General features: G+C 61.7%; 9 protein-coding genes and 1 pseudogene. 6 read left to right on the top strand and 4 right to left on the bottom strand.

Features of this window, described 5'->3' with window-relative positions:
• Window positions 1-221 precede the first annotated feature (221 nt).
• The 4 genes from RBB42_RS18235 to RBB42_RS18220 are packed head-to-tail and all read right to left on the bottom strand — an operon-like array spanning window position 222 to window position 6078.
• Entirely contained in the window at window positions 222-1250 is a 1029-nt protein-coding gene (locus RBB42_RS18235) for a hypothetical protein (RefSeq protein WP_305971021.1), read from the bottom strand.
• Window positions 1247-3268, bottom strand: a complete 2022-nt coding sequence (locus RBB42_RS18230; RefSeq protein ID WP_305971022.1) for a ferritin-like domain-containing protein — start codon at window positions 3266-3268, stop codon at window positions 1247-1249. The genes RBB42_RS18235 and RBB42_RS18230 overlap by 4 nt, the downstream gene beginning before the upstream one ends.
• A gap of 13 nt (window positions 3269-3281) precedes the next feature.
• The gene (locus RBB42_RS18225) at window positions 3282-4631 is read right to left on the bottom strand and encodes a radical SAM/SPASM domain-containing protein (protein ID WP_305971023.1); all 1350 of its coding nucleotides are present in this window, start codon (window positions 4629-4631) and stop codon (window positions 3282-3284) included.
• Window positions 4612-6078 (bottom strand): hypothetical protein, encoded by a 1467-nt coding sequence (locus RBB42_RS18220; RefSeq protein WP_305971024.1) that lies wholly within the window; start codon window positions 6076-6078, stop codon window positions 4612-4614. The genes RBB42_RS18225 and RBB42_RS18220 overlap by 20 nt, the downstream gene beginning before the upstream one ends.
• Before the next feature lie 1010 nt (window positions 6079-7088).
• On the opposite strand from RBB42_RS18220, the gene RBB42_RS18215 reads away from it, so the two are divergent.
• The 6 genes and pseudogenes from RBB42_RS18215 to RBB42_RS18190 form a co-directional block, all read left to right on the top strand.
• On the top strand, window positions 7089-8285 hold the full coding sequence (locus RBB42_RS18215) for an FAD-dependent oxidoreductase (protein WP_305971025.1): 1197 nt from the start codon (window positions 7089-7091) through the stop codon (window positions 8283-8285).
• 16 nt (window positions 8286-8301) lie between these two features.
• Window positions 8302-10125 carry a flavin monoamine oxidase family protein gene (locus RBB42_RS18210; RefSeq protein ID WP_305971026.1) on the top strand — a complete coding sequence of 608 codons (1824 nt, stop codon included), beginning with the start codon at window positions 8302-8304 and terminating at the stop codon, window positions 10123-10125.
• A 16-nt stretch (window positions 10126-10141) separates the two neighbouring features.
• Window positions 10142-11224 carry a peroxidase, FMP-type gene (locus RBB42_RS18205; protein ID WP_305971027.1) on the top strand — a complete coding sequence of 361 codons (1083 nt, stop codon included), beginning with the start codon at window positions 10142-10144 and terminating at the stop codon, window positions 11222-11224.
• A gap of 678 nt (window positions 11225-11902) precedes the next feature.
• A complete protein-coding gene (locus tag RBB42_RS18200; protein WP_305971028.1) occupies window positions 11903-15670 on the top strand; it encodes a G8 domain-containing protein in 3768 nt (1255 codons plus the stop codon).
• A gap of 902 nt (window positions 15671-16572) precedes the next feature.
• Window positions 16573-17305 (top strand): annotated as a pseudogene (locus tag RBB42_RS18195) (transposase); the annotation flags it as partial.
• Window positions 17306-17439: 134 nt separating this feature from the next.
• The coding region (locus RBB42_RS18190) for a calcium-binding protein (protein WP_371932222.1) at window positions 17440-17690 on the top strand (251 nt) is incomplete at its 3' end.

Raw genomic sequence — 17690 nt, 5'->3', positions numbered from 1 at the left:
TTTTTTTTCGGTGGCACCAACTCGTGACCAGATTGGAGCACCCTGACAAAGACGACGAACAAGTACTCCCCTGAGCTGTGCGAGCGCACCTTTCGCTTGGTTCTGGACACTCCCGGGCAGCATGAGAGCCGTCGATCGAAAGAGATGGCACGCAGTTCATTTCATCGCTCGCACCGACCCCGACGGCGCATCGGTAGCCCCCTGCCGGGACGTCGGCGAGCTTACCCCGCCTGGGGAACGAGGTTCAGCCCCTCTAGCCTGAGCGACGGCACCTTTTCCGTCTCGGCAATGGCGCACTGCAGCATCCTCCGGGCGATGTGCGACTTTCGCAATTCAAGCTGCCAGTCCGCATCGACGCAAAAGGCCTCCGCGTAGAAGGACTGGCATCCGTCTAGGTGGTTCAGGAAAGACGTAGTGATCCTTTGCCGGTAATGCCCTGCCGCGTCTTCCACGGTGTCTTGGCAGGTTAGGACCGCCGCGGCAAGGATCGCGGTGCGAATGGCAAACGGCGCCCCTTCGCCGCTGACCGGATCCAGCCGCACACCCGGCCCGCCGACGAAGATCCTCCCTGGCCCGGCCAGGGGAAGGCAGATTGCCGGGGCCGCCGGAAAGTTCGTGATTGCCCCAAGCCGCGCAACATGCGGAGAGATCAGCGTGCTCTGGTCCAGCATCGCCCGTAGCCGGGCGGAGGGATCGGCCGGGCGCTTGGGAATCATGGCCTGAAGGATGCCGCTGGCCGCGTCGATCGGGGCAAGGAACATCCATCCGTCGATCAGCGACTCGATTAGGCTCCGTGCCGGTGCGATGGGACGGTTCAGTTCCACACGAGAGGTCAGCATCGCGCGGTCCCCGGTTTGCAGCATGTTCGACCGGCAGGTTGCCGGATTGACCTCCCGTTCAACAGGCCCTTTCGTGTCCATCTCGCCCCTGTCCAGCATGTCAAAGAGTCGGGACGTCAGGGCACCCACATCGACAACCCGTCCTTCCTGCGCGATCCGTTGGGGCACCGGATCGTCACCCCATATTACCTCGCGCATGGTCAAGGCATGACCCGGCCCGTCGCCACCGACCCAGAGCGCCGGAAAGAGATCGCGCAACAGTGAGATCGCGACATCGTTGATGCAGATGAATTGCGGGCCGGAAGGGGGACGATCCGCCCCCTCTGCCAGGGTAAAGCTTGTCCCCTTGAGCTGAAGACACCGGGCCAGCACCGCAGTCGCCAGCGAGCGACCGTTGATCCGGATCGTCACTCGCGGAACCGCGACTTGTCGATGGCCTCGGCAAAGGCCTCCATGATCTGCTCCACGCTGCTGTCATGCGCCGGGTCGGCGCCCAGTCCCGGTTGGGGACGCTCCCGCACCGACATGAGCGCCATCGCCGTCTTCGGTTGCGCCAGCAACCCGTGAGCACGGTCCAGCAGCTTCATCGCATCGTCCCGACTGCGCACCGGAGGATCGAGTTCCCAACCGTCCGGCAGAGTAAAGAGCGGGGTCACGCCCTTCCCTGCCAATTCCAGGTTGACCGCGTTCATCCGGAACATGACCGAGATCGCCCGGCGCAGCGCGGGACCGCTGATTTTTGCCTCGGGGATGGCAAAGGCGATCTTCAGCAGCATGAGCAAGGCCTGGTAATGGTTGTTCGACTCCTGCTGCAGCGCCTTTCCCTCGGGATCGTCGGCCTCGGCCGGCTGCCCGTAGATCGTGTCGTAGGGGATATCCGGGTTCGTGTTCGGCGTCGGCTTTTTCCACGTCCCGTCAAGGATGTAGGAGGGCAACGCACCGCGGGCGGCATCGTCGTAGAAGGCAAAGTTCTGCTGTGCGGTAGAGAAACGCACGTAATGCCCCTCGCCCTCGTCGACGATCAGCTTGACGATCTCGATCGCCTGACGGCGCACCTCCGGTTCGATCTCGTCATCGCCAAGTTGTTGCAGAGAGTGCAGGATACCGACGTACATCCCGTCGAGCCCCGCAACGGTGGACCGGCTGGGCCGCTCCACGTCGATGAACCATTGCAACTGCGGGCTGGACAGGCTCTGCATGTAGAACGGCACCTTGAAGGTGCGTCCCAGCGTAGAGGCGCGTTTCGCCGTCGTGTCCGCCCCCAGAAGGGACAGGATCTCGTTCGCCCAACGGAAGTGACGCATTTCATCGATGGCCACATCGAAAACCGTGCGCGCCGAATGCCAAAGGCGGAAGGTCCTGATCGACTCGTCCTTGTCCGGTTCCGTCCAGGGCACGTCGACGGAGTAGAAGGCATAGAGGTACTGCACCGCCAGCGCATGTTCGACCGAGGCGAGGTATGTCACCTCTTCCTTGATCTGCTCCAGCGACATGACGGGGCCGGTCGGCCCTTCGGGCGGCACGTAGGTCTCGCCGAATTCGCGGCCGTTCAGAACCGGGCGCAACTGCTCCCAGCCATCCATCATCTCGGCATAGTCGATCTCGCGCTGGCGGCGGGCATTGTAGCCGTAGGCGATGTCTTCGGTCTGCGGCTCCACGTTACGGTTCTTGCGCTGGAAGTTGAGGTATTCGTATTGCCCGTCCTCCGACGAAATCACGTCAGGTTTATTCGAGGCCCAGTAAAAGCACTGGCAGTCACGGAAATCATAGGTCCAGGGTGTGCACAGCGTGCGGGTCAGATCGCCCGGATCATAGACCTCGGGCGCAAGCACGCCCTGTTCGTTCAGATATTCCAGCCGGGGTGCAGTCATCGCGGCAAAGAGCAATTTGCCGTTCGGGTCACGCTCCAACTTGTTGCCGCCGGCCTTGATCGCGGTAAGGGCATCCTTGAACGCAGATTGCCCCATAGGAGGGTTGGGCCCCACGGCGATGGAGACATCCCCCGGCAAGAGGCTGTTGATCTGCCGCCAGGCATAGAGCCCCTGCTTGCCGGTGAAATCCATGGTCGTGACCTGTACCGCCCCGTCCAGATCGTTGTTCCGCCCGTGCATTGCCCAGAGGTACAGGTTGTGGTCCAGGTCCTCGTCCGTCAGCCCGAGGTCCTTCCAACGCTGTGCGAGCGAGGCCGGTGTCATCGACACCAGACGGGCCCCATCCTGGCGGTAGACCTCGAAGTAAAGGCCGGGAAAGAACATCTTCTGGATGTTCTTGGCGTCCATCTCCAGCCCGGGATAACAGTTGTCGACTCCATCCTCGGGGCGCGTGGCCACTGAATTTCCGGGAACGATATAGGCCGCCCGCGCGGTCAGGTTCCGGGGAAAAATCTTCCATTCCCTTGGGTCTTCGGGCGCGGTCGGCAAAGTCGACATGGTCGTGTCTCCCTCAGTTGATGGGCGTGGCGGCCGGGCCGGCCTCGAAATGGGCGGTCGGGTTGACGAAGTAGCCGGGGACCTCTGTGCAAAGCTCGGCATAGGCGGCGATGCAGAAACTCAGCCAGCCTCGGACATAGTCACAATGCAGGCGGCCGCGACGGTCCACCTCGTGGTAGCAGCCCCCGCCGCACAGATACCGCGCCCAGCAGGATTTGCAGGGCTCCTGACGATCCACATGGCGACGGTCCAGATGGGCCGCGCGGGCGGACAGGTCAGGACCGTCAAAGATGTCGCCCATGGCCCAGTCCGCGTCATCCACCAGCCGGTGACACCCATAGAGCCTGCCCTCGGCGTTGACGCTGAGGTAGGCCGCCCCGGCGCCGCAGGGATAGGGCCGGTGGCTGCCGCGATGGATCTCATGCAGGGCAGTTTCGAAATTGCTGAAGGGGTAGCGTTCGCCGCGCATCAGGCTGTCCCGCGCGGACCTGCCGCAGAGGATCATCTGTTCGAGGAACCAGCCAAAATCAGCGCGCTGGAACTCCAGCGATGCCTTGGGCGAAACCTGCACAGGGGCAAAACCCGCGTCGCCTACGCCCAAGGAAATCATGTGGTCGAGGATCTCGAGCAGGTCGCCCGAGGCCGGAGTGACCGTGACCCGCGCAGCGACATGCGCCGGGCCGCCGTCCTCCAGGATCCGCGCCAGCCCGGCAAGCGCGCGGTCATAGCTGCCGCCCCCCCTGTGGTCCGGACGCATCCGGTCATTCAACGCGCGGTTTCCATCAAGACTGATCGTCACCATGAAGCGGTGATCGCGGAACAGGCGCGCATCCTCTTCGCGCACGGTGGTAGCGTTCGTCGTGATCGAGAACTTGGCCCGCCCGCCGTTTTGCCGGGCTTCCCGCGCAGCATAGGCGGTGGCGTCATGCACCACCTTGCGGTTCAACAGCGGTTCGCCCCCCATGAAGCCGACAACCACGTCGGCGCCCGGCCCGGCCTCTTCGATCAGCCGGTCGATGGACGCACGCGCGGTCTCTGCCGTCATCGAGCGAGCCTTGCCACCAAACAGCCCCTCATCGGCATAGCAGTACTGGCAGCTGAGGTTGCAGGCCTGCGCGACATTCAGCGACAGCGCACGCAACGGTGGCACCTCCGGCGCCTCGGGTCCGATGAACCGGTGGTTGTCGCCCATCGCCTCTTCGAACCGTTGCGCCTCTTCCTCCTCACCTTTGGCAAAGAGCGCCGCGACACGGTCCGCAGTATCCGCATCGATATCAAAGACGCGCGACCCGTTGGTGGCAAAGACATGGTGGCCGATGTCGCTCTTGATCAGCTTGAAATTTTCACGAAGTCGAGGGGCCATCGCCTCTGTCCTTCCCTGAAACCCGATCGAGCCAAGCCTTCATGAGATTGTATTGCCGTTGCGTGATGGTCATCGGGTTGGAATCCGATCCGCGCATCAGCGCCGGCATCTGCGTGTCATAGGGCTTGGGGTCGTCGGCCGGGTTCCTGATCCAGTCGGTAAAGAGTTCCGGCCGCTGCGCCATCCGCGCCTTGAACACGTCATAGGCCAGGAAACGCTTGTGGTTTGCGCGCCCAAGTTCCGTCAATGGCAGTGGATGACCGGGCCGGGGCGGCTCTGGCGTGAAGGGATCCTGCGGATCGTTTGCATCGTTGGCCAGTCCCGATCGCAGGTTCTGGTGATCGAGGTTCGACGCCTCCATCGTCTCGCGCACGCGCTGCATGAAGTCTGCGATTTCCATCTCGGTCTCGATCCAGTTGGAGCCTTCCGTGAAGGCCGGCTCCGAAACCTGCTCGCGCTCCATCAAGTCGGCAAGGCCATCCGCCACCGAACGGAAGGGTCTACGATCCGGCTGGAAATCCGGCGGACAGCAGGTAAAGCGCGCATGAGCCGTCAACTCGCCCCCGGCAACACCTTCGCCCTTGACCAAGACCGAGATCAGCCCGTCGTTGCTGTCATCGAGAAAGCCAAGGCTGATCCCCAGGCCGCTGTTATTCGTCGATGGTTCCATGGCGTAGAGGCCGCCCGGGTTGGTCCGGGGGTCATTCGGATCGTCCTCGTCCGCCGGGTTCCAATGGGCCCAGGCACATTCCGGGTTCAGCGTCAGCTGGATACCGTCGAGAAAGGTCTCGCGCCGGAAGGCCTCGGGCACCAGCGCGGTCAGGTCCCGATCAGCGGTGTTGGTCGGTGCGTAGATGTGTCCCTTGGGCGGCGTGATGCGCAGCCGGATTTCGGGGAATTCGTCGCTGGGCCGGATGATCTGTACCGCGCCCAGCGGCAAGGGATTTCCGTGGATTATCGGGTTCGCGGCGCCCTCGGGGCTGACACCGTTGAGTGGCGCCATGTGGTGCTGGTCGCCGGACATCTCGACGACGGCATCGACGTGATCGCCCTCGGCCCCCGTGTAGTGAAACGCCTTGCGATTGGCGGCATGGATGCGCCATGTCAGATCGCCCAGCGTCAGCCCGCAGGCCTCAAGGACATCCCTGGTAATCGGCCCCTCGGCGCCGTTGTCCAGCCGCCCGTGCAGCTCGAAAAAAGGTGCCACTGGCAGCCATTTCTCACCGTCGCGAAAGCGGATTTCCTCGGGCATGTAGGCCGATATGCAGCCGTCCTCACCCACCCGGAACGTTGTCGTTGGCCGGATCACGGTCTCGGCCGTCCCGCGGGAAGAGTAGTCATTCTGTTCCCAGTGGAAATTCACCATCGGCTCTTCGGCTTGCCCGAAACGGGCAAAGGCCAGAGGCGGACAAATCCAGAGTTCTTCGATGACAGAGCTTGTCGTCATCTGGCCCTCCCCAATATTCCAATAGGGCGACACAATACATCCAGAAACAGCCCTGACGACTTCTGGCGAAATCTTCTGCAATCCAAGATTGCACCAATGGTCGATTCGGGAAACCCCGGAGGTAAAAAACGGCTCTTTTCCTTTGTGGGCATCCTTCTCAGGCAGTGAAAATGGGAGGCATTCAGCGCGTCCAGCCAACGCGATGCAGAGCCCCCCATCCACGAAAATCAAAGGCAGCCGTATGCGGAAAAACCAAAACACGCAAAGATAATAAATCCCCATGAAGGGCATCAGCCACCTTCAATTTTAACGTGCACCGGACACCCAAGGACGCGCCGTCGACACCGGTCCGGATCAATCGTGCACACTGTCCAACCTGAGCAATGGACAACACCGATTATCGAGCCACGGAGGAGGCTCAAGGACGCCGGCCTTTGCTTTGCAGGACATTCAATCCGATCGAACCAGGAAAATAATTAACCAATTTCGGTAGGTTACACAAAAATGGAGTCAAATGAACTTTGTACCGATTGACCGATCGGCGCTCCGAAACTTCCGGACGAAACTCGTGCCAAGGCAGGGTTGGCGGAGGGTTCAACGACCATAGCGAACGACCTGCGGTGAATTCTGCTTCCTTGACAGCTTGCAACCATGTGGTGAATGGTTGTGCAGCAGGAATCAAAACAACCCTGTGATAACGCGCGCTCCTCGCATCGACGCGTCAAGCCGCTTTGAATCCCCGCTCGGCGCCTTTAACGCCGTACGGGAAATGACTATTCGAGTTGTGTGAAACCGTTTTTTCCAGACCGACTTGACCAATGGCGTCAAATAAACGCCGGAGGAAGTGAGATATATTGCCGATCTGGCATTGTTCGTTCGAGACAAGAAAAGAACCGAACTTGAGCCCGGAATTGCCAGACGCCACAACACGCACTTGCCCTACAAGCGGTCAGTAAATTCAGAAATAGCCCGACACGCCAGGAACCGGCGGGGGCGTCAGGGGGACACGCATGACGGACCAAAGCTACGACCTGATCGTGATCGGGGGCGGCGCGATCGGCCTGTCGACGGCATGGAGTGCGGCCCGGCGCGGTTGGCGCACGCTGGTACTGGAAAAATACGGGGTGCTGAACGACGACGGCAGCTCTGCCGGCGCATCCCGTCAGTTTCGCCTGCAATATGCCCAAGGATACATGGCCGAACTCTCGCTCGCGTCGCAAACCTTCTGGGCGGAATTGCAGGGGTACACGCAAAAGACCCTGATCCGGCAAAATGGCAGCCTCTGGTTCGGTGATCCCGATCTCGACTCGCAGGAAGGCGGGATTGCCGCCGCCGAAAAGATCATGGACGCGCTGCACATTCCCTACACCAAGCTGACCGCCGCAGAGATCGAGGCGCGTTTTCCCTTTCGGAACCTCCCCAAGGATTACGAGGGCTTCTTCCAGGCCAGCGGCGGGATCATCGACCTGAAAGCCACCGAGGAGGCCGCGCTTGACGCCGCCCTTTCCTCGGGCTCCGTCGATATTCACGAATGGGAACCGGTGACGGACATGGCCGAACGCGGCACGGGTGTCACGGTCTTTACCCCCGCGGGCCGCTACCACGGCGCCCGACTCGCCATCTGCGCAGGGGCCTATGTCAACGACATGCTGAGGCCTCTCGGTCTCTCGCTGGGCATCGACATCTGGCAAATGTCCTCGGCCTATTTCGCGCTGACCGCGCCCGCCTCGCATCTGCCCACCTGGTTCGTGTTCCAGAACCCCAGCAGCAGTGCGCTATTCTACGGGTTTCCAGAGGTCGACTGGGCGCATCCGGGCTATGCGCGCGTGGCGACGGATTTTCCCGACAAGATCCTGACCGACCCGTCCCAGCGCAGCTTCGCGCCCAGTCCACAGAGCCTGAGACTGGATGCGCAATGGGTCAAGGATCACATGACCGGCCTCGACCCCACGCCGCGCTTCACCTCCACTTGCCTGATCGCCCTCGCCAAGGACACGTCGCGCGAGTTGCTGCTGGACTACACGCCGGCCTGGGGCAGCCCGCATTGCAACATCGTGACCTACACCGCCGGTTGGGCGGGGAAGTACATCCCCATCCTTGGGGACATGATCGTCCGGATGCTGAGCGCTCCGGAAACGGAACTGACCTACGGCGATTACACGATCCCGCTGGACAAGTTCGCGATCGACTGGACGCAAGCGCAGTGAGGCCACGAGGGACCCGATGACACAGACCTATGCAATCTTCGGAGCGGGGCCCGCCGGGCTCTATACCGCCTGGCGGCTCTTGACCGGCGGCAAGGCCGTGGCCGGGGACACGATCACCCTGCACGAATGGGGCACTTACGATTTCGAAGGCACCGGCGCGCACCGCCAACCCGCCGGGCGCATCTGTTCACATCACATCGCCGCCGCCTCGGGCGAGGGTCAGAACCTGAGCGCCACCTATATCGAGATCGGTGGCATGCGCTTCAGCGAATGGGATCTCAAGCAGTACAAAACGGACAAGGAAGGCAAGGAGATCCCCTCCCCCGGTCATCGACTGGTGACGCAGACGATCTGGGACATCGGCTTGCACGATGATGTGCAGGATTTCCTGACCACAACGGACCCACTGTTCTACCTGCGCGGCCAGCATTTCTACCAGAAGGAGCTTGGTACAGGTTCACCGCCGGTCAAGGCGCCCTATGACACTCCGGGCAACAACGAGGCACCCGCCTCGGACCTCTTCACCAACATCTCGAACCTGATCACCGGCGGCGCCGACCTGGAGACCCGCAGCGAACAGTGCCACTATTATGCCAAAGGCACCCTGCCCGACAGCTTCAACTCCTTCGTCTATGACCCTGGCAACACGGTCAGCAATATCGGCTACTGGAACGTCTTTTACGACCAGGCCGGGAACGAGGGCTTCAACTACGCCGCCGATGCCGGCGGCTACAGTTCGAACGTCATCAACTGGAACGCCGCCGACGCGGCCTTCTACAACGGCGAATTCGCCCCCGGGGACAAGTTCAAGACGATCGCCGGTGGGTATTCTCGCCTGTTCACCGAACTCTACCGAAAGGCGCAGGATGCCGCCGCTGCAACAGGTGTCACTCTGGAACTGAAACAGGGGACAAGATTGCATTCGATCTGGATGCAAGGCGGTTCGGTGACCTACCAGCTTGCTTCTGCACAGGATCCCTATGCAGCAGATGGCGCGCACCTCACCGCCGATTTCGCCTTTCTGGCCATGCCGCCCGAGTCGGTCGAGTTGATCGCGCAGGCCACAAGGTACACCGGCGCCCCCTCGGGCGGGACGGATTTTCTCAACGCATCGAACGTCGCCAACTACCTGGACGCGGTGGTGCGGCAACCGTCCTACAAGGTGGCCATGTTCTTTGACCGGCCGTGGTGGACCGAGACGCCTCACGCACCCAAGCTGGTGTCCGAAGACGGCTCGTCCGCCCATGTCTACGGACCCACCATCACCGACCTGCCCCTGCGCCAGATCTATTATTTCGGGAACAACGCCCTGCCGAATTATCAGGGCTCGCCGGTCTACGGCGTCCTTGCCTCATATGACGATGAACGGTTCGTCGAATTCTGGCGCCAGTTGGAGCTTTCCGTGGGAGCACGGCGCGAGGAGGCCGACTATCGCAACCTGCAGCCGCTGGAGGGCGGCAAGGCCGCACCGCCCGAAATGGAGCGGATGTTGCGTTTGCAACTGGCCAAGGTGCACTACGGTGACCCCGACGCCGCTGGTCTCATCCCGCAATCCACCAGCACGGTCTTCATGGACTGGGGGCGCAACCCCTTCGGCGCCGGCTATCACGCCTGGGCGGCGCATTACGACATTAGCGATGTCATGCAGCGCCTGCGCGCGCCCGCCGATCTGGCCGGGGAGACCGGTGCACCGGTCTACCTGATCGGCTCCGCTTTCTCCAACGACCAGGCCTGGGTCGAGGGTGCCTTCTGCACAGCCGAGTCCGTGCTCGTCGATTACCTTCACATGACGCCGCTGATCGACACCTCCGTCTACAAGCTGATCTGTTCCGCCTGCTGAAATAAGGACTAAAGACATGGTTGCCATACCTCCCAAGTTCACCCCCGGAGTGCTGAAAGAGCAACAGAAACAGGCCAACTACGGCGTGCTCGAACAGCTCGAAGGCACCTGGCTCAACGTCACGAAAGACCCCGACTCCAAGATGCTGGGCGTGCATACCACCTGCCTGCCCTCGCCCGGCACGAACTCGGAAACCATTCCGGGCAAGTTCCGCTTCCTCTGCCAGAACTACACCGAGGAACTGACCTTCACGCGGGTCCCGGGCGGCGTGCGCAACCGTGTCGGCGCGAACGAACAGTTCTGCGGCGCGATGAAATACGAGACCTCGATCATCGACCTTCAGGGGCACCTGCTGCACGAAGAGAACGGCATGTATCTTTGGCTCGACCAGATCTACAACCACGCCGCCAATGACAAGTCGATCGAGATGGACATCGGCTATCCCGAACTCGCCTCGGGTGACGGAGCGAACGGGCCGGTCTACGTTCCGGACTACTCGGTCGCGCGCAGCGGCACCATCCCACATGGCAGCACCGTTCAGATGTTCGGCAAATCCTCGATCATACAGGGCGCGCCGGAGTTTCCCCACGGGACGGCGGCCTGGGATTTCGATTTCCTGGCGATTTCTCCCAGCATGGGCGGCGCAGGTACCACGCCGTCAACTCCCATCGACCTGGACGAGCCGCCGCCGCCCTGGGTTTTCGATACTTCACTGCCGGCAACCGACCCCAGCGGCAACAAGACATACACCCAGCGCATCCTGAAGCATGACCTCTACCCCTACTCGGTGCGCCCGGACCTGATCCTGCGTGACGCGATCAAGGACCAGACGATCAAGCACTTCACCCTGATCGAGATGGACACCCAGGAAGCCACCGGCCCACAGGGCGGCATCCTCAACATCCCCATCGTCCGCCGCTTTGTCCCCGTGGTGAAGATGGACATGCGCATGTGGATCGAAACGGTCGAAGAAGACGGGAAGGAAATCCTGCAACTGCAATACGAGCAGATCGTCGATTTCGAGTTCCACTTCGGCACCGATGGCGGCGTGACCCGCTGGCCGCATATTCAGGTCAACACCTTGCGCAAGAAGACCTGACACCCCGCGGCCTGTGTCGCCAGACTGAATCCGGGCAGTCTCACGAACGGCCGATTGGCCGTACCCGTACTCGCGCAAATCGCGCAGCAAGAACGGACACGCCTTTTGTCCATTCGCTGCTCCGCTGGCTGGCCCTGCGCTTCCGTCAGAACTGTGCCCTGCTCCCCAAAAAATCGACCGCTGGAACGGCGAACCGTCTCACTCGATCGGCTTGGCATCCGGAGAGGAGAAGGGTAACGAGGCCGGCGCGCCAAGGATCTGCGGCAGAGGCACAGGTCTCCGCGAGGCACGTTTTGCAAATGCCAGTTTCATACGCGGTCGCACCGTGACATTGGCATATTTTCGCCCATAACGATAGTCGTTCTGGACATCATACAGCTTTCAATTGCATCTGCGGCACGTCTACGGCAAGCGCCATTTGAGGCAGCCGACACGGAATAGAAACGGAAAAGGGAAACCGCAAGCAAGGCGAAGCATCTTCTTGATGTCGTGAACTTGGACTTCAACTCGGCCTGACCATCCATGCGGGACACGCTCACGCCCTGCAGCGTTAGGCAAGTGTTAATGTCGGCTTAGTAAACAAACATCACAAATTCCGGCGATCTCTGACCAGATCACCGGATCAGTGACGTTGCGTATCACAAGTTTTCGCCCCCCCGCGGAAAGAGGCAAACACCGATGGAAACCACTCAGACGACCCACATGATGGAACACATGCAGCAGGCGAACGCCCTGCTCGATCCCAGCGACGCCACTCACGTCGCAGTCAAGAACGGAGCCTGGAGCGATCCTGCGACCTGGGCCGACGGAAACATTCCCGATCAGGACGCCAATGTACACATCCCTGACGGAATTTCAATACTTTATGACGTCCGGACCTCCCCAAATCTCGGGACCATCCGCGTCGATGGCACGCTGACCTTCAGCCGCGCGCACAGCACCGAGTTGCGGGTCGAGACCATCGTCACAACGATGGGATCGCATTTCGACGCGGGGTCCATGACCGACCCGATCCCCGCCGATGTCGAAATCGACATCATCTTCCGCGACACGCCGATCGATCGCAACGTCGATCCCGACATGCTTGGCCACGGGCTGGTCGCCTTCGGCGAAGTCGACATCCAGGGCGCCGCGAAGGAAAGCCATCTCGTCATCAAGGACGACGTCCCCGCCGGCGCGACCTCCATGGCCGTCGAGGGCGATCTGACCAACTGGCAGCCCGGAGACACGATCCTCGTCGTCGGCACCAAGTACCTCGGCGAGGACGAGTACGGCGTCCTGATGACCCAGGACGAGACCCGGACCATCGTCCGGGTCGAGGGCGACACGATCCATTTCGACGAGCCGCTGGACTACGCGCATGAAAGGCCGACCAGCATGGAGGCCGACATCTATGTCGGCAACCTGTCGCGGAACGTGACCTTCCGCTCGGAAAACCCCGAGGGCACGCGCGGCCACGTGATGCTGCACAACGGCACGCCCAACCCCGAGGACGGGTCGGTCAACGACGTGCGCTACGCCGCCTTCGAGGACCTCGGGCGCACCGACAAGACCATCGACATCAGCACCACCAACCCCGAAGGCCGCTATCCGCTCCACCTGCACATGATCGGCAGCGGCGTCGACGCGCCGACGAACATGCTGGTCGGCAACGCGGTGACCGGCAGCCCGGGCTGGGGCATCGTCCAGCACCAGAGCCGCGCGATGATCAACGACAACATCGTCTACGACATCACCGGCGGCGGGATCGTCTCGGAATGGGGTGACGAGACCGGCGCCTGGATGCGCAACCTCGTCAGCAGCGTGACCAGCTACGATGCCGAGAACAAGAACGGCGACGGCGACCAGGGCGCGGCCTACGAGAACCAGTCGCGGGTCATCGTGCAGCAGTACAACATCGCCGCGAACTCGAAGATCGGCTGGAACTTCTCCGGCCAGGAAGCCTTCCCCGAGGACGATCCGGACAAGGCGCCGAACGACGGCTACCACCGCAAGATGTTCGAGCGGGAACAGCTGAAGTTCGACCCCGATCCCTTCGATGTGGCCATCGACCACGAAGAGCCGGCAATCGTCGACTTCGTCGGCAACACCGTCATGACCTCCTCCGAGGCCTTCCGGGTGTACCACCGTCAGTTCGCCGCGCACAGCGACACGCTCAGCGTCATCCGGGAATTCGACATCTGGGGGGGCAGCGACGGCATCAACCTGATGAACTACTCCTACAACTACGAGTTCATCGATTCCGACTGGAGCGGCAGCGGCGTGGCCTTCCGGCTGGCGGGCAAGAACTCGTCGTTCGTCCTGAACGACATCCGTGCCCATGATTTCGGACTGTTCTGGAAACAGCTCGGCGTCGGCCACGAGTCGGTTCTCTACGATGTCGAGACCACGAACGTCGACCGGATGTTCGAAATCAACTACAACAGCGACAACGGCGACACGGCCTACTGGGTCGACTACTTTGCGCAGTTCGGGATCGACTATCTGAACCCGACCCCGAAAGTCCTCTCCGCCGAGGACGCCGACCCGACGGCCGGCCTGACCTTCAAGATGGCCGGCGACGCCGACGTGACGCTCACGCCCGGCGACTGGGAGGCGCATGTCACGGGAACCGTCACCGACGGCCTGGGGGATCGCGTCTTCTACGAGAAGGTCGCGGGCAGCACCAAGGCGCAGTTCTCCACCTTCTGGGGGGCGAGCCTGAACCTCGTGAAGAATGCCAGCGGCTGGCACAGGAACTTCACGCGGGACGAGTTCCTGACCGAACACGGCACATGGCAACACGCCAACGGCGCATGGGTCGTCCCCGTCGTGTTCTGGGTCACCGAGCGCCTCAGCGGGGAACAGCACCCGGTCATCGTCGAGCTCAAGCTGGAGGGCTTCGACGACAGCTACCTGGCGCAGTTCGAACTTGACGCCTATCCCACGCCGAAGCCCGGAAACCCGGATTTCGACTACGGCTTCGACATCGGGACCGGCGAACCCACCGACCACGTCGAGCCCACAGATCCCGTCGAGCCGGATCCCGAACCGGTCGAGCCGGTTGATCCGGATCCCGAGCCGGTCGACCCGGATCCCGAACCGGTCGAACCCACCGATCCGGTCGATCCGACTGATCCTGTCGAACCGGATCCCGTCGAGCCTGACCCCGAGCCGACTGATCCGATCGATCCGGTCAACGGCAACTTCTGGGAGGGGGCCGAGAACGTGGTCCTGGGAACCGAAGGGACCGACACGCTCAAGGGCTCCGAGGGCGCGGACATCCTCGTCGGCGCTGGCGGCGGCGACAAGATGTTCGGTTACGGCGGCGCAGATGTCTTCGTTCTGACCGCAACCGACGCCACCGCAGGCGCGGACAGCGACATCAAGGATTTCGACCTCTCGCAAGGGGACTCGCTGGCAATCATCGACGTGCCCGAGGCTCTGGTCGGGACCGACCCGAATACCTGGATACGTTTCGTCGATTCGGGGACGTTGGGTGAACTGCAGGTGAACCTCGATGGGACCGGCTTCAAACCGCTTGCCATTTTCCGCGGCGGGCGCGGACTGACAATCGATGACCTGATCAGCGCAGGCAGCCTGGATATCTACTCAGATACAGGCGAAACAGATGGGGGTGGCGGGATTGTCACCGACCCGGAGCCCATTCTCGATACAAGTGCGGACGAGGACGGGGACTTCGCCCTGACGATGCCGGACCTGGAAATCACGAACGACGAGGCCGATGCCGTACAGGTGCAGGTCTCAGGTCTCGATGCGGATGCCGCGGCCGTGGTCACAATCAGCAGCGGCACGTTCACCCTGAGCCAGGAAATCAACTCTGACGGCACGATCGAATTCGACCTCACCGCTTTCGAGCCGGGTTCGCTCAGCATCAAAGCGTTGATCTCGGATGACGCGGGCAACTCCGAAGTTCACATCGGAGAGAGCTTGACCCTGGTCGCGCCACCCACAGAAGATCCGACGGATCCTGATGATCCCGATCCGCTCGCTTCGTTTGATCCGACCCATGCCGGAAGCGAAGGCAGTGACAACCTCAAGGGCGGTGACGGGGACGATCGTCTTGCGGGCGGAGGTGGCCTCGATCGGCTCTACGGCAAAGGTGGCGATGACATCCTCGTGGGCGGTGCCGGGTCCGACAAGCTCTATGGCGGTGCCGGGGCGGACACGTTCCTGTTCGGTCCGTCGTCGCTCGGGGCCGGTGTCGATGACATCAAGGACTTCGTCCTGTCAGAAGGCGATGTCATCGCGCTGAGCGGCATCGTACCGGAGGATGCCACCGACCCGTCGCTTTGGGTGCGCTTCGTGGATTCCGGCACGGTCAGCTACCTGCAGGTCGATCCGACCGGGACCGGCGCCAATTTCGAGGATCTCGCGCTCATCCGGGACGGACGCGGCCTCGAACTCGACCAACTCATCGCGACCGACGCGATCGAGTTCTACTGACCCGCAGTTCCCGCCCGCGCGGGAACGTGCCATGACTCCAGGAACGCCGCGGCAGCAATGTCGCGGCGTTCGCGTATTGCCGGGCCTTCGGCTCTGGCCGGGAGGCCGGTCGAGATCAGGCCTGCCCCCAGACGCAGAATGCCACCTGCCTCGCCAAAGCGGCGTTCTCTGACCGCAGCCCGGGCACGCCAGACAAGACCGCGTGCCAGCGCCCGGGCGACCGAGGCCCTTGCCACGCCGCCAGGGTACAACGGCTGCATTGATTGATAGCGGCACCTATACGAGCACATTTGGGCATGCATCGCAGGATACCCGCACCGGGTCAGCGTTAGGCCTTTACGCAGATTTGGTGCAGTCCAATTCGCTGAGTCCAGATCGATTGGACGACCTGTTCAAGCCGCTATCCAGTTCGACCTTACCAACCCGCATGCATTTGATGCGGCTTGAGAAACGGGCATTTTTCTCGCTGTGGACTGCAAGGTTTCGTCGACTAGCATTCGAAACTTTGCACTTTGGGTTCCAACCATGAAGCGCTGCGGTCTCGCCCCAGAACAGGATGACCTTCTCCGACCGCGCCAGGTCCAGATGATCGACATGCGGCATGAAGTGGTGAAGTTAGCGGGCCTGATGTATCTCCAGCATGTCCGCCATCAGCGCTCTTGGGACATCTGAGTTGACTTCGTAACGGAGGCTTTCAGGCTTCATCGAAGCCACCAAGGAGTGGAGATGAGACAGAAACCCAGAAATCGAAGCCTACAGCTGAGGCGATGCTAAAGGACATTCGCCGGCGCACACGGAAGCACCATTCGTCCGAGGAGAAGATCGCATCGTGCTTGAAGGGTTGCGTGGCGAAGACAGCATCGCCGAGCGCTGTCGGCGCGAAGGGATCGGGACGAACTGAATCGCCCCGCGAACTTGCGGTCAGGTTCACCGATACCCGGCGCTACTTCGTGTCGGAGGCCCGCGTTTACAGGGTTCTGAAGACACAAGACCTGATCACCAGCCCCGCCTTCGTCGTGATCAAGGCGGCAAACGAATTCCATGAGAAGACGACCCGCCCGAACCAGCTCTGGCAGACCGACTTCACCCATTTGAAGGTTATCGGCTGGCGCTGGTTCTGCCTCTCGACGATCCTCGACGACTACAGCCGTTACGTCGTCGCGTGGCGGCTCTGCCCGACGATGAAGGCATCAGACGTGACAGCTACGCTGGAAGATGCCCTAGTCGCCTCGGGCTGCGACCGAGCCACCGTCGTCCAACAGCCCAGGCCGCTCTGCGACAACGGCAGCAGCTACATTTCCGGCGAATTGGCCAATTGGCTTGCCGACTAGGGCATGGATCACGTCCGCGGCGCGCCCCGGCACCCACAGACCCAAGGCAAAATCGCGCGCTGGCATCAGACCCTGAAGAACCGAATTCTCCTTGAGAACGACTACTAGCCCGGGGCTCTCGAAGAGGCTGTCGCGGCCTTCATCGACCACTACAATCATGACCGCGACCACGAGAGCCTCGGCAACCTCACGCCTGCCGATGTCTATCTCGGCCGTGAAGCACGCAATCCTGAATCGGCGAAAGGAGGTCAAAGCCAAGACCGTCGAGAAGCGCCGCTTGCCGCATCGCCAGACCGCGGCTTAAACCAAAACCCGACCGAGCCAGACCCTCCGTTCCCAGTCAGGCCTTCGTGCTCCAAATCATCTGACGACGAGCACAACGATTTATTAGCGTTTCAGCACTATCAAGTGCTATCCAGATCAGCATCAGAGAAAACTATGTCGAACATAAAAGGTTCCTCTGGCGATGACCAAATCGATGGGACGTTGGAGGCGGACTCCATCCAAGGGTACTCTGGCAGCGACACAATTGATGGAGGTCAGGGCAATGACACGCTTGACGGTGGAGAAGGGGACGATTTTTTCAAAGTTTACGGATCCTACGCCGGCACCGACCAGATCGACGGCGGCGCGGGGTACGATGTCGTCCAGGGCACGAGCGCAAGCGACGTGTTCCGCGTGGAGAGCCA

It is taken from the genome of Mameliella sp. MMSF_3455 (assembly GCF_030733205.1).
GTDB lineage: Bacteria > Pseudomonadota > Alphaproteobacteria > Rhodobacterales > Rhodobacteraceae > Antarctobacter.
This window is presented reverse-complemented; position numbering and strand designations above follow the sequence as displayed.

Bases quoted from the DNA above. Each gene is read 5' to 3' on its own strand.
- RBB42_RS18225 (WP_305971023.1), bottom strand. From the start codon at position 4,631: ATGGCCCCTCGACTTCGTGAAAATTTCAAGCTGATCAAGAGCGACATC.
- RBB42_RS18210 (WP_305971026.1), top strand. From the start codon at position 8,302: ATGACACAGACCTATGCAATCTTCGGAGCGGGGCCCGCCGGGCTCTAT.
- RBB42_RS18230 (WP_305971022.1), bottom strand. From the start codon at position 3,268: ATGTCGACTTTGCCGACCGCGCCCGAAGACCCAAGGGAATGGAAGATT.
- RBB42_RS18200 (WP_305971028.1), top strand. From the start codon at position 11,903: ATGGAAACCACTCAGACGACCCACATGATGGAACACATGCAGCAGGCG.
- RBB42_RS18205 (WP_305971027.1), top strand. From the start codon at position 10,142: ATGGTTGCCATACCTCCCAAGTTCACCCCCGGAGTGCTGAAAGAGCAA.
- RBB42_RS18220 (WP_305971024.1), bottom strand. From the start codon at position 6,078: ATGACGACAAGCTCTGTCATCGAAGAACTCTGGATTTGTCCGCCTCTG.
- RBB42_RS18215 (WP_305971025.1), top strand. From the start codon at position 7,089: ATGACGGACCAAAGCTACGACCTGATCGTGATCGGGGGCGGCGCGATC.